Origin of the sequence: Planococcus sp. SE5232, from assembly GCF_050686535.1 — a bacterium.
GTDB lineage: Bacteria > Bacillota > Bacilli > Bacillales_A > Planococcaceae > Planococcus.
The window spans coordinates 21110-34592 of the sequence record NZ_JBOGCP010000003.1 but is presented as its reverse complement, the minus strand read 5'-3'; the positions used below and the strand labels follow the sequence as shown (position 1 = coordinate 34592).

At 45.1% G+C, this 13483-nt stretch carries 11 protein-coding genes; 10 read left to right on the top strand and 1 reads right to left on the bottom strand.

What is annotated here, in order from left to right:
- Positions 1-56 precede the first annotated feature (56 nt).
- The 10 genes from ACRC6Q_RS11425 (at position 57) to ACRC6Q_RS11380 (ending at position 12676) form a co-directional block, all read left to right on the top strand.
- Positions 57-1295 (top strand): helix-turn-helix domain-containing protein, encoded by a 1239-nt coding sequence (locus ACRC6Q_RS11425; protein ID WP_431466571.1) that lies wholly within the window; start codon positions 57-59, stop codon positions 1293-1295.
- Between the two features lie 178 nt (positions 1296-1473).
- Positions 1474-2139, top strand: coding sequence for a GNAT family N-acetyltransferase (locus ACRC6Q_RS11420; RefSeq protein WP_431466570.1), 666 nt, complete (start codon positions 1474-1476; stop codon positions 2137-2139).
- A gap of 204 nt (positions 2140-2343) precedes the next feature.
- Positions 2344-3315, top strand: coding sequence for a hydroxyectoine utilization dehydratase EutB (eutB, locus tag ACRC6Q_RS11415; protein WP_431466793.1), 972 nt, complete (start codon positions 2344-2346; stop codon positions 3313-3315).
- A 165-nt stretch (positions 3316-3480) separates the two neighbouring features.
- Complete coding sequence (locus ACRC6Q_RS11410; RefSeq protein ID WP_431466569.1) at positions 3481-5187, top strand: PucR family transcriptional regulator; 1707 nt, start codon at positions 3481-3483, stop codon at positions 5185-5187.
- A 203-nt stretch (positions 5188-5390) separates the two neighbouring features.
- Positions 5391-6575, top strand: a complete 1185-nt coding sequence (locus ACRC6Q_RS11405) for a M24 family metallopeptidase (protein WP_431466568.1) — start codon at positions 5391-5393, stop codon at positions 6573-6575.
- A 28-nt stretch (positions 6576-6603) separates the two neighbouring features.
- A complete protein-coding gene (locus ACRC6Q_RS11400; protein WP_431466567.1) occupies positions 6604-7608 on the top strand; it encodes a cyclodeaminase in 1005 nt (334 codons plus the stop codon).
- Between the two features lie 13 nt (positions 7609-7621).
- Positions 7622-8821 carry a cystathionine gamma-synthase family protein gene (locus ACRC6Q_RS11395; protein WP_431466566.1) on the top strand — a complete coding sequence of 400 codons (1200 nt, stop codon included), beginning with the start codon at positions 7622-7624 and terminating at the stop codon, positions 8819-8821.
- 26 nt (positions 8822-8847) lie between these two features.
- Positions 8848-10062 (top strand): M20 metallopeptidase family protein, encoded by a 1215-nt coding sequence (locus ACRC6Q_RS11390; protein WP_431466565.1) that lies wholly within the window; start codon positions 8848-8850, stop codon positions 10060-10062.
- A 95-nt stretch (positions 10063-10157) separates the two neighbouring features.
- Positions 10158-11216: a homoserine dehydrogenase gene (locus ACRC6Q_RS11385; RefSeq protein WP_431466564.1), complete on the top strand. Its 1059-nt coding sequence runs from the start codon at positions 10158-10160 to the stop codon at positions 11214-11216.
- A gap of 17 nt (positions 11217-11233) precedes the next feature.
- Entirely contained in the window at positions 11234-12676 is a 1443-nt protein-coding gene (locus ACRC6Q_RS11380) for an aldehyde dehydrogenase family protein (protein WP_431466563.1), read from the top strand.
- 59 nt (positions 12677-12735) lie between these two features.
- Here ACRC6Q_RS11380 and ACRC6Q_RS11375 read toward each other — a convergent pair whose 3' ends face one another.
- Positions 12736-13242: a GNAT family N-acetyltransferase gene (locus ACRC6Q_RS11375; protein WP_431466562.1), complete on the bottom strand. Its 507-nt coding sequence runs from the start codon at positions 13240-13242 to the stop codon at positions 12736-12738.
- Between the last annotated feature and the right edge of the window lie 241 nt (positions 13243-13483).

Here is a 13483-nt window from a genome sequence, read left to right as displayed (position 1 = left end):
ATTGAAGTTTCTTTTTATGGTATATTTTATTTATTCTGTAAAAAAAGGGTGAAAATATGAATGCTGGTTCAATCATCAAGTATTACCGGACGAAAAACAAACTGACCCAGTTACAACTGGCTGAAGGCATCTGCTCGATTTCACATTTAAGCAAGATCGAGTCCAACGCTTACAGTCCTCATGAATCGACCATTAAAGCCTTGTTATTGAAAATGGGCGTTCTATTGAACAGAGAAGTTGAAAAACATATGCGTTTGGAGAAAATCATTGGAAAATTCATTGATTGTTCCCTCCATTATGATCTTGAAACGATGCGTGAAATATACAAGCAGTTGGAAACAGAAAATGATTATATTCAATCTACAGAGTTGGTCAATCAATACGAACTCTATAAATTCCGCTTTTATATTTACGATACGGATCTCATGAAAGCAGAAGAACAGAAAAAAATGCTGGAACGTATGAAAGCGTCTTTTTTGGCTCCGGAGCATTGGATCCACCAATTTTTCCAATCCTTGTACTGGTCCATGATGGGGGATAATACGAAGTCTCTTGAATTTCTCAACAGTTTGGATCTGGGCATCCAAAGTATTCCCCAAAAATTCGAAGGAGAGTTCTATTATCAAAAGGCCCGGATGCTGGTTTTGGCAGACCGCCATGAACTATCGGCGCATTTTGCCGAACTGGCCGTCCGCTCTTTTCAGCTGCACCATAATTACATCCGGCTGCTCCATGCGCAGATACTTTTGGCAATCAATTATACCCGCAGAAATCTGCTGGTTCAGGCAGAAAGCCTTTACGAAGTGTTGATCCGCAATACTCATCTGACGAAGCAGTCAGTATTGCACAATCAAACGCTCTATAATTATACAGAGTTGCTGAGGCTGAAAAATGCGCACGGTGAAGCTCTGGAGATTCTCCAGGCGTTAAAGGAAAAAGTCGAACCCGACACGTATTTCTATAAAGCGGTTTTGACCAGTCTTTTGGAGTCCATGGTTGAAGGCGGCCAAAACTCAGCTATACAGATTGAAGAGTTGAAAGCGATAAGCAATTCACCTAAAGACAAATATTTTCATATTTATGCCAATTATTTCGAGAAAAGAAATTTTTCCCAACCAGACCTTATGGCCTATTGTGAAGAAACAATGTTTCCATTTTTCAGAAAGAATGGTTATATAAAGGAAACAAAAATTGTTGCTGCTGAACTCGCCGCCCATTACCGAAACCAGCAGCAGTGGGAAAAAGCGTATTTCTATCAAACTTACGATGAAGAAAATGGAGGTGAGTTGAAATGATGAAAAAGAGATTGTTCATCCAGTCTGTTGCATATGCCGCATTATTGGCAGTCGTTGCCCTCAGTGGACCAAATGTATTGCCACCAATCTAATTATCCGATGGCCAAGCTGCTCAAAATTGAGCAGCTTTTTTCATAGTCCGGAGTGAAGTATGATAAGGAGAAAGGAGGGAAAGCACATGTACAGGAAGACCCAGTATGTGTTTGACGGCGATACGCCTGTAGCAGTGGAGATCCGCAATTACACTAAAGCTGATTTTCCGGAACTGATTGCCATTCAGAAGGAAAGTTTTCCACCTCCGTTTCCATCAGAACTTTGGTGGAATGATGAACAATTGGCGAATCATGTGGACTTGTATCCGCAAGGGGCGTTGTGTATAGAAGTGGAAGGAGAAATGGCTGGATCGATGACGGCATTGCTGACGGACTTTGATCCTGCTCATCCCGTGCATACATGGCAGGAGATAACAGATGATGGCTATATCCGAAATCACAACTCCGACGGCGCAACATTGTATGTCGTTGATATTTGCATCCTGCCGAAATTCCGGTCTTTGAAACTTGGCCAGCTTCTGATGCAATCGATGTATGAGCGTGTGGTGCACGATGGATTGGAACGTCTGCTGGGCGGGGGAAGGATGCCTGGCTATCATAAATTCTCAAATACGCTCTCAGCAGAACAGTATGCACAACAAGTAATAGCAGGGAAGATAAAAGACCCGGTCATTTCCTTTTTGCTGCGCTGTGGAAGAACACCGGTTTCCGTAGTAGCCAATTATGTGGAAGACCAAGAGTCTAGAAATTACGCATTGTTGATGGAATGGAAAAATCCTTTCCACCAGTAATAGCTGGAAAACCAATAGCTGAGCCGCAAGATTTTTGCGGCTCGTTTGCCGTGGACAAGAAAACCGGCTGAGCTCCTTGCTAAACTGTATGAAACTTCGGCTGATAAATCAGCCATGTTGAGCAATAGATATATTCGATGCAACAGGCTAAGATTTAGCTAAAGAATTTGTTCAGAGAAAGGGGCTTTCGGCTTGAACAGACAAATGAGAATACAGGAAGTGTGGGAAGCACGAAAACGAATTTCTTCCCTTGTAAAGAAGACGCCTCTGATAAAGTCTTTGGCATTATCTGAAAGAGTAGGACGGCCGGTTTACTTGAAACTGGAAAATACGCATGAAATCGGCGCATTTAAAATCAGAGGCGCTGCCAATAAAATCCTAAGCTTAAGTGACGAAGAAAAGAGACGGGGAGTCACCACCTATTCAACTGGAAATCATGGGATGGCGGTCGCATTTGTAGCGCAAAAGATAGGAATTGAGGCAAGGGTCTGTATTTCAAGCCGTGTTCCGAAAATGAAGGTGGATTCCTTGAAAAGACTTGGTGCCCGGTTAGAAATAGGGGGGGAAAGCCAGGATGCGGCTGGTGTACGCTGCTTTGAATTGGAGAAGGAAAGAGGCTACACCGTAATCGAGCCATTCGACGATCCCTATGTTATTGCTGGACAAGGAACAATAGGTTTGGAACTTTTAGAAGACCTTCCCACTTTATCAGACGTGCTGGTTCCTTTATCGGGAGGAGGACTGCTTTCAGGAATCGGCTTGGCTTTAAAGACCAACAGTCCAGATGTCCGCATAACCGGCGTCTCAATGGAACGGTCCGCTGTCATGTACGAAAGCTTAAAAGCAGGTAAACCGCTTGAAATGGAAGAAAGTGAAACGCTTGCGGACAGTTTGCTTGGAGGGATCGGCCTCGATAATCACTATACTTTTGATATGGTTGAAGAATATATGGATCAGCTGGTTTTGATTCCTGAAGAAGAGATTGGCTATGCGATGGCCTATATGATGGATCAGGAAAGGATGATCGTGGAAGGCGCAGCGGCTACTGGAATAGCAGCCGTATTAGGCAATCAAATCCCGAATCAAAATGGGTCACTTGTTGTCATTATCACCGGCAGGAACGTGGATCTTACGATTTTGCTCAAGTTGCTCAAAACATATGCTTCTCATGGATGAACAGCTAGCCGGTAAGGATTCATCTACGGGAGGAAGAAAACTGTTAATTCAGATTAATGTGCCCCCCGCATTTTCTGTAATGCTATAATTGGAGTTAAAGAGTTGCATCAAGCTTTATTTGCCTGGGGCAAATAGAAATCTGTTGGAGCGCAATGGGGGGATACCATGCAATTGACGGTAGAGAGTGTATTGAACTATGGAATTTTAGAAAATGCCCGCATTTTAACGGCAAAAGATTTTGTGGCTGAGCGCACTGTCCAGTGGGTATCTGTAATGGAGATGCCAGTCGAAAATTTTGTCCGTCAAAACGAACTTGTCCTAACGACTGCCATAGGATGCCATGGCGATCTGGAAAGTTTTAAAAAGTTTGTGCAAGATATCATCGATTCAAATGCTTCGGCATTGATGATTGCAATTGGCCGCCATGTTTTTGAAATTCCGGCAGAAGTTAAAGAATTGGCTGAACGACAGAACTTCGCGATTATTGAACTTCCTTGGGAAGTAAGGTTTTCCACTATTATCGAAGAAGTGATGAAAAACATCAATGATACCCACTACAAAGACCGTGAACGCTCAGAAAAAGTACAGCGGGAATTGTTGAATCTTATTTTGGGCGATACGGACTTGGATCTTATCTCGAAGTACATTCAACGACAGCTGGATTGCCAACTTCTGATAACTGACCGGAACGGGTTTATCCAGGCTAAAAGCGACTATCCACAAAGTTTTATTGAGAAATGGAAAAATGCTGTAATGCAGGGTGATTTTCCGATAAGGAGAGAAGCGGATCTGGTGAATAACGACCCTCTGCTGCGAAAATTCCGGACGGCGCTTCTGGACGGTAAAGTGATCTTGCAGATTCCGGTTCTCCAAGTTTCTGAAGATCCCCAAGGCTACATTTTTGTCGTATTGCCGAAGGAAACACCAGTAGTTTCTTATTTGACGCATTACAGGATAGCGGTGCTTGAACATGCCGCGACGACCATATCGTTATGGCTTTCAAGGAAAAATGCCATTGAAGAAACGAAAATAAGCCTGCGCAGCGATTTCGTCCAGGAAATTGCCACAGGAGAATACACGTCTGCAAATCAAGCATTTTCGAGAGCAAAGCTTCTGGGATATAACCTGGAATTGCCGTATATATGCATCGTCGGGTTTCCTGAAAACTTCAAAGAGCTATTTGAAAAACGCAAAAAAGATTATAATTCATACATTCAATGGACAGAAAGCATGATTCGCTATATAGAAGAAGAAATCTATTTTGCAGCCCAGTCGTTGAAAAGGGAAATTATTATGACCTATCATGGATACCAACTGGTGATTTATCTGGAAAAGCCTGCGGGAACAAATGATGATCACGTCGTTGATTTTTTGGACTTGGCGAACCGCCGTTTAAAGCATCTGTTGCCGGAAGTCGTCATTTCCTGGGGAATTGGAGATTACAGTGAAGGCTTTCAAGGCTTGTCTGAAAGTTATCGCCACGCCACCTTGGCCTTGGATATCGGCCGGCGGAAAAAAGGAAAAGGCCAACGCATGCTCTATAGCGATACACGTATAGATCGAGTACTGTTGACTCTTGCCCAAAATGAGGAAATGAAAGAAGTGGTTATGAGCACCATTAAACCACTTGTTGAATATGACATTCTGCGGAATATGGACTTAATCGGAACGCTGAAATCCTATAACCAGAATCATGGAAACGTCAGCCAGTCGGCGAGGGCCTTGAGTTTGCATCGCCAGTCTTTATTGTACCGCCTAAGAAAAATCGAATCATTGACGGGATTATCTCTTATTGACCCCGATGATTTGTTCTTATTGGACTTAAGCCTGAAGACTTGGGAAATTGGCGTCGCAGAACATACAAATGGATAAACCGCCATCCGAACTTGCAACTCAGAGTTCGGATGGCGGTTTTTTCTCTTGAGGCGTGGACCAACAAGAAAATATGACTACGATAAATGTAAATCTTCATACAATATTGCAGATGATAGTTTGGTGGAGAATGTTCTATACTGAACCCACGGAAACATTATTCCGAAAATTCGAAAATCTTATACATTGGGGAGGGATTTTCCATGTCATTTGGAACAGCGGAGTACCAAGAAAGAATACGAAAGACAAAAGAGCGGATGTCGGCGAGGGGGATAGAAGTCTTGCTGATCACCGATCCGGCAAATATGAACTACCTCTCTGGTTACGATGCTTGGTCGTTTTATGTACATCAGATGCTGATCGTCATTGACGACGAAGACCAGCCGATCTGGGTAGGGCGGACAATGGATGCAAATGGAGCAAAAATTACAACATGGCTGTACCATGACAACATCATTCCTTATCCGGACACGTATGTTCAATCAGATGTAAAGCATCCAATGGATTTTGTAGCTGATATTCTAAAGCAAATCGGACAGCAGAATCGCAGTATAGGCGTTGAAATGGAGAATTATTATTTTACTGCAAAATGCTACGAACAATTGAAAAAAGGCTTGCCGAATGCCCGTTTCCAAGATGCGACTTCATTGGTGAATTGGATACGGCTTATAAAATCCGATCAGGAAATCACTTACATGAAACGGGCTGCTTTATTCGCCGGAAAAGCAATGACTGTGGGAATTGAGATGATAAATGAAGGAATCCGTGAATGTGATGTGGCCGCCCAAATCCTGCGTGCGCAAGTGACAGGCACAGAGGAATTCGGCGGGGACTATCCGGCCATTATGCCGCTGTTGCCATCAGGTGAAAAAACATCGACCCCTCATCTGACATGGACGGACGCCCGCTATAAGAAAAATGAATCAGTGATTTTAGAATTGGCCGGTTGCTATAAACGATACCATTCGCCGTTGGCACGGACTGTCCATATCGGAACGCCAAGCAATGAAATGAAGTTACTAGTTCAGGTGACGTTGGAAGGGCTTGAAGAATGCCTTGCAATGATCAAACCTGGAATTGCCTTGGAGGAGATCTGTGAAGTCTGGACCAGGTCGATTGCTAGATATGGTTTCGAAAAAGAGTCCCGCCTCGGTTACCCGGTGGGGTTGAATTATCCGCCGGATTGGGGTGAACACACTGCAAGCATTCGCAAAGGCGACCGAACCATCCTTGAGCCGAATATGACATTTCATCTAATTCCGGGAATGTGGTACGACAAATCCGGTTTTGAAGTAAGTGAAGCTTTTCGCGTGACAGAGAATGGCTGTGAAACTTTAGCGAATCTGCCTAGAGGACTGCACATCAAGGGCGAAATCTTAATTAAATAGAGAACTCCATTTAAGGAGGTGCTAAAACTTGTTGATCTACACCGAGCAGGAAGTGAAGCAATATATCACCTTGAATCTGGAAGCGAAGATGGTGATCGAAGACGGATTCAACAAATTGGTGCAGGGCCATGTGGAGATGCCGCCCATCATGCGGATAGACATCCATGACCATAACGGTGAAGTGGACGTCAAGACAGCTTATGTGAAAGGCAAAGAGATGTTTGCCATCAAAGTGTCTTCCGGTTTTTTTGATAATCCCCAAATCGGCTTGCCGAGCGGCAATGGATTCATGATGCTGCTGAGTGCACAAACCGGTATTCCGCAGGCACTTTTCCTGGATAATGGCTATTTGACCGAAATCCGGACTGCAGCGGCTGGAGCGATTGCCGCCGATTACCTGGCGCGAAAAGACATCCACACTGTCGGAGTGATCGGAGCAGGAAGCCAGGCGAGATTCCAGCTGAAAGCATTGGCATTGGTCAGGGATTTCAAAAGGGTTCTTGTATATGCAAGATCTGACGAACGGGCCAGGCAATACGCAGAAGAAATGAGTGGAATTCTCGGCAAAGAAGTCAAAGCAGCAGAAAGTGCCGAACAAGTGGTCCGCAGCAGCGGTCTGGTCGTGACAACGACTCCGGCAACTGAGCCGCTCGTAAAAGCAGAATGGCTGCATGCCGGTCTTCACATTACAGCAATGGGCTCAGACGCTGAACAAAAGCAGGAACTCGAGACGCGGGTCCTGGCAGCGGCGGATAAAGTTGTCTGTGATGCCAAAGCGCAATGCGCTAAGCTCGGGGAATTGCACCATGCTTTGGACAGCGGCGAACTAAAGGATGTATTCCAGGTTATCGAACTTGGCCAATTGACTTCCAAAGAGTTGAAGGGCCGTGACAATGATAACCAGATTACAGTTTGCGATTTAACCGGTACCGGCGTACAGGATACGGCCATTGCCCTGTTTGCTTATCAAGAATTGCAAAAGCACCAAACAGGGGTGGAAATCGACAATCATCATGAGTTCCAAAAAAACTAAGAGGAGTGGTCATATGACACAAAAAGATATTCATGCAGGGACAAAAGCAGTATGGGCAGGAGAAAAAGAATATTTGGTTCACGGGGCAACTCAAGTACCCGTAGTATTGAGCGTAGCTTATACGTATGACGATATGGATGAATGGTATGACGTCGCGATCGGCAAGAAAAAAGGCCATATCTATGGGCGCAACACAAATCCGACAGTACAGGCGTTTGAAGATAAAGTGAAGATTCTGGAAGGAGCCGAAGCGGCAACCAGCTTTTCCACCGGAATGGCGGCAATCAGCAATACGTTAGCGACATTCCTGTTGCCGGGCGATCGTATTGTTTCGGTTAAAGACACATACGGCGGCACCAATAAAATCTTCACGGAATTTCTATCACGACAAAATATTGAAGTCGCTTTGGCCGAAACCGGCAATCATGAATCAATTGAAGCGGAAGTTTCAAAAGGGTGTAAAATCCTTTATTTGGAAACGCCGACAAACCCAACAGTTAAAATCACCGATATTGAACGAATGGCAAAAGCGGGACATGAAGTTGGGGCTCTCGTGATCATCGATAATACATTCGGAACGCCGATCAACCAAAACCCTCTTGAGCTTGGTGTGGATTTGGTCATACACAGCGCAACAAAATTTCTCGGCGGCCATGCAGATGCTTTGGGTGGGGTATTAGTCGGTTCCCATGAACTTGTTGAACAAGTTTACCATTACCGCGAAATCAACGGCGCTACAATGGATCCGATGGCGGCATACTTGACTTTGCGCGGCATGAAAACACTTCACCTCCGCGTACGTGAGCAATGCAAAAATGCAATGGAGCTTGCCAAATACCTTCAAACAAAAGAGTTGGTTGAAGATGTCTTCTACCCTGGACTCGAAACGCATCCAAACCATGATATTGCGAAAAAACAAATGAAGGATTTCGGCGGCATGCTCAGTTTTGCAGTGAAAGGCGGCGTCGATACGGTACGGGACCTTCTTCCAAAATTGCAATATGCCCATCGTGCAGCCAATCTGGGGGCAGTGGAAACGACGGTTGGCCCAGCCCGGACAACAAGCCATGTAGAGTGTACGCCCGAAGAACGTGCAGCAATGGGAATTCCTGAAGGGCTGATCCGAGTGTCTTGCGGCATCGAGAATATCGAAGACATTATTGCTGATTTTGAACAAGCATTCAAACACGTGGAAAACGCACTTAAAGTTTAAATTTCAGGATTCGAGGTGCAGAGTGGATGTCTGGACATCATATTGTCGATCAAGCCGACTCCCTAGCAGACAAACTGATTGCATGGCGGCGCACATTCCATCAATATCCCGAACTCAGTTTTCAGGAGTTCAAAACCTCTCAGTATATTGCACAAGCTTTAGAGGAAATTGACGGCATCGAGGTGGAAACTGGAATCGGGTTAGAAACGAGTGTCATCGGCACCTTGACTTCCGGAGAAGGGCCGACAATCGCCGTTAGAGCGGATATTGATGCGCTTCCCATCGAAGAAGAAAACGAAATCGATTATCGTTCACAAAATCCGGGGATGATGCATGCTTGCGGCCATGATGCGCATGCAGCAATCCTGTTGGGAGCTGCTGTAATTTTAGCTGAACAGTTCAAAAAAAATGACATCAAAGGAACTGTTAAATTCATCTTTCAACCAGCGGAAGAATGCATAGACGAAGCAGGATTGTCAGGATCTCCTTATCTGGTGCAGGCAGGGGCATACGACGGAGTAGAGGCGGCGATTGCGCTTCATATGTGTCCATGGCTGCCTGCTGGAGAAGTCCAGATCAGTGATGGATACAGCATGGCAAATGTCGATGTTTTTCAGGCGAAAATCATGGGCACTGGCGGACATGGTGCTTATCCGGAACTAGGAACCGATCCAACCTGGATGCTCGGCCCTGTTTTACAGGCATTGCACGGGATTGTTTCACGCAAAGTGCCTGCATTAGAAGGAGCTGTGATCAGCATCGGCCAAATTCATGCTGGAACAGCAAGCAATATCATACCGACGGAAGTGGAAATTGAGGGGACGATCCGCAGCTATTCCACTGAAATCCGTGAGCTATTATCAACCGAATTGAACAAAGCGTTCTCGATTGTAGAAAACCTGGACGGCGAATATTTTTTGGAAATTCATAGAGGCGAGCCGGCACTGGTCAATAACCCAGCCGTTAATGACAGGATCCTGAAAGCGATGTACGAACTCTATCCAAAGTTGCGGATCACCAAAAAGCCTTTTGGCATGGGTGGAGAAGATTTTGGATATGTCACACAAAAACTGCCGGGCTCCATGTTTTTCCTAGGAAGTTCCCTGACAGATGGGGTCCATCGGGATCTCCACACGCCGACTTTCGATATTGACGAAAACTGCCTCCCGATTGGAGCGGCAATTCTTGCACAAACAGCGCTTAATTTTTTGACAGAGGAAAGAACAGCTGCCGACAACTAAAGCTCTGTGGGTATGTTCACAAAACAATTGCGTTATGTGTCTGGAATTGGAAGAAACCGGCGCAGTTGAATCCAACAAGATAGAGGTGGAAAACCGTGGTCCATAAATTAGCTTTTATAGGATTTGGCGTAGTCGGACAAGGCTTGGCTGAAATCCTTAGGGATAAGAAAGAATCATTGAAGCGGGATGAGGATTTTGAAGCGCAGATTGTGGCGATTTCTGATTTGAGGAAAGGCGCTATTTATCATCCGAATGGCCTTGATATCAATGTGATTTTGAAAACGCTGAAAGAAACCGGGAATCTGGAAGACTATCCTCAAACTTCAGGACTGATCAAAGGGTGGGATAGTTTGACGACCATTCGGGAATCCAATGCAGACACTATCATTGAAGTATCCTATACGGATGTGAAAACAGGCCAACCGGCAATCGACCATTGCAAAACGGCTTTCGAAAACGGCAAGAACGTGGTGATGACCAACAAAGGGCCGGTCGCTTTGGCGTATAAGGAGCTTTCGGGAATTGCTGAACAACACGGAGTGTCTTGGGGATTTGAAGGCACTGTAATGAGTGGGACGCCGGCACTTCGGATGCCGGTTGCGACACTTGCGGGAAATGAAATTACAGAAGTGCGGGGAATCTTGAATGGAACCACAAATTATATTTTAACGAAAATGGAGACAGAAGGTGTCAGTTACGAGGAGGCTTTGAAGGAAGCGCAGAATTTAGGCTTTGCTGAAGCGGATCCGACCAGTGATGTAGAAGGCTACGATGCCCGCTATAAAATTGTTATTCTATCGAACTATGTGATGAAAGCGCCGTTGACCGTTGAAGAAGTTTCATGCCAAGGAATTTCAAGCCTTACATTAAAAGATATTGAGGAAGCGAAAAAAGAAGGGAAGCGTTGGAAGCTTATAGCGAAAGCACGTAAAGAGGGGTCCAAAGTCATCGCTTCGATTGCTCCAGAGAAAGTGGACCTGACTGATCCGTTGGCATCTGTCGGCGGAGCCGTCAATGCAATCACCTATGAGACCGACCTTCTGGGATACGTAACCTTGAGCGGCGCGGGAGCGGGAAAGACAGAGACAGGTTTTTCGTTATTAATTGACCTTATTACGATTTCCCGTGAAAAACATGCGGTAAAATTACTATGAGATAAGGGGGTAATTGTTTGAGGACTCATCTTACAGGCAAAAAAATGTTTTTTGCAGGAAAATGGGTGAACAGTGAGCAGATCATTGAAGTACGGAACCCCCAAGACAACAGCATCATCGATGTAGTTCCTGCCGCTACAGCGGAAGATATGTTGAACTGTGTGAAAGAGGCAGAAGAAGGAGCCGAAATAGCAGCCGCAATGCCTGTCCACGAGCGTATAAAAGTAATCAATGGCGCTGCTGATCACATCGAACAGCATAGCGGGAAATACGCCCGGACGATTGCCCTGGAAAGCAGCAAAACGATTCGTGAAGCGAAAAAGGAAGTAGGGCGTGCTATTCAAACTTTACGTATCAGTGCGGAAGAAGCAAGGCGGATCAACGGAGAAACCATTCCTTTCGATCAATCGCCAGGAAGCGAAAATCGCATCGGCTATTTCTACCGTTTTCCAATCGGTATTATCGGAGCGATTACCCCATTCAACGATCCACTCAATTTGGTTGCACATAAAATTGGTCCAGCCATTGCGTCAGGAAATGCCATCATCGTTAAGCCGGCAACTGTTACACCTTTAAGTGCGTTGCTCTTGGCGGAAGCTTTTTCCCTAGCCGGCTTGCCAGCAAAAGTCTTGTCCGTGATCACCGGCCATGGCAGGGAAATCGGAGATGCACTTGTTACACATCCTGCAGTTCGGATGATCACCTTCACTGGCGGGCTGGAAGCGGGTGAAGACATTTCGCGTAAAGCGGGATTGAAGAAAATCAGCATGGAACTGGGGTCGAATTCGCCCGTCATCGTACTGGAGGACGCCGATTTGGAAGAGGCTGTGGATTCCAGCGTTTCAGGAGCTTTCTGGGCGGCCGGACAAAACTGTTTGAGCGTTCAGCGGATCTATATTCAGGAAAGCGTCTTTGAATCATTCAAGACGCAGTTCGTTGAGCGCACTGGGGAATACATCGTCGGAGATAAATTATCCGAGCTCACAGATATGGGGCCGCTGATTACTGAAAAGGAAGCGATGCGTGTTGAACAACTGATTGAAGAAGCGGTAAGCAGAGGCGCGGTTGTTTTAACAGGGGGAGAGCGGACTGGAGCTTTTTACTCGCCGACTGTACTGACGGATGTTCCCGAAAATTGCACGATCGCCAAAGAAGAAGTTTTTGGTCCTGTAGTATTGCTGTACACAGTAGCCGATCTCGACGAGGCTATCGCATTATCAAATAACGTGAACTATGGATTGCAGGCAGGAATTTTTACGAAAAATATAGATTTAGCGCATAAGGCGATCGCCAAATTGGATGTAGGCGGAATCATGGTTAATGACAGCAGCGATTACCGAATCGATGCGATGCCATTCGGCGGGGTAAAAAATTCGGGATTAGGCCGTGAAGGCATCAAATTTTCGATTCAGGAAATGACCGAGCCGAAAGTTGTCTGTTTTAAACTGTCGAGTCACTAAAGGAACGGCCTGAAAAACGATTGAAAAAGGTTCCGTCAAAATTTGACGGAACCTTTTTATCAGTTTTGGATATCTAAGCGAAAAGCTTTTACAACGATGCCATCATCTAAAGGCGTGATGTCGAGTGACTCAATCCGTTCAAAGCCCATTTTCTCATAAAGGGCAATCGCGTTTATCATAAAGCTTCCGGTATGAAGGCCGACAAATTTTTGCTTGCGTATTTTACAAATGTCAATGCAATGTTCGACTAGCGCTTTGCCGACTCCCTGGGAACGGAAATCTGGACTGACCGCCAATAATCGGATTTCGGGATGTTCTATGGCCATTGAATCCCATTCATAGGCCTTGGAATCAGCGGGGAACAACACAACACTGCCTGCAATATGCCCGTCTATTTCTGCAACGAATACTTCAGCACCGTCCTCTTGATCGTTCGTGGATTCCAAGTTTGCTTTCAGCATTTCCCAATGCTCTGGCGAGAGCTCTGCTTCATATGGGCGATAGGATTCAAGTCGTTGTTCTTTTAATATATAAAACTCATTTTTCTTAGCTTCACGGATCAACATATGACCATCTCCTTTTACTCACGTTCCCTGAGTATTCTCACGGACTTTCACAAAAATTAGAATCGAGGGATAGTTCGTTTGAAAACACTTTTTTAAAAAATGGACGAGAATAGAAGGATGCAGTGAACTCCGACTATAAAGTTATTGTAGACAAGGTAATTATATAGAAATATATTGCATACATCAAGAGGGAGATAATCAAACAATAAGATGAAACCGCATACATGTGTAAGTTATTTGA

What these genes read in the sequence shown, in the direction of transcription:
- ACRC6Q_RS11425 (WP_431466571.1), top strand. Translation starts at nt 57, where the DNA reads ATGAATGCTGGTTCAATCATCAAGTATTACCGGACGAAAAACAAACTG.
- ACRC6Q_RS11420 (WP_431466570.1), top strand. Translation starts at nt 1,474, where the DNA reads ATGTACAGGAAGACCCAGTATGTGTTTGACGGCGATACGCCTGTAGCA.
- eutB (WP_431466793.1), top strand. Translation starts at nt 2,344, where the DNA reads ATGAGAATACAGGAAGTGTGGGAAGCACGAAAACGAATTTCTTCCCTT.
- ACRC6Q_RS11410 (WP_431466569.1), top strand. Translation starts at nt 3,481, where the DNA reads ATGCAATTGACGGTAGAGAGTGTATTGAACTATGGAATTTTAGAAAAT.
- ACRC6Q_RS11405 (WP_431466568.1), top strand. Translation starts at nt 5,391, where the DNA reads ATGTCATTTGGAACAGCGGAGTACCAAGAAAGAATACGAAAGACAAAA.
- ACRC6Q_RS11395 (WP_431466566.1), top strand. Translation starts at nt 7,622, where the DNA reads ATGACACAAAAAGATATTCATGCAGGGACAAAAGCAGTATGGGCAGGA.
- ACRC6Q_RS11390 (WP_431466565.1), top strand. Translation starts at nt 8,848, where the DNA reads ATGTCTGGACATCATATTGTCGATCAAGCCGACTCCCTAGCAGACAAA.
- ACRC6Q_RS11375 (WP_431466562.1), bottom strand. Translation starts at nt 13,242, where the DNA reads ATGTTGATCCGTGAAGCTAAGAAAAATGAGTTTTATATATTAAAAGAA.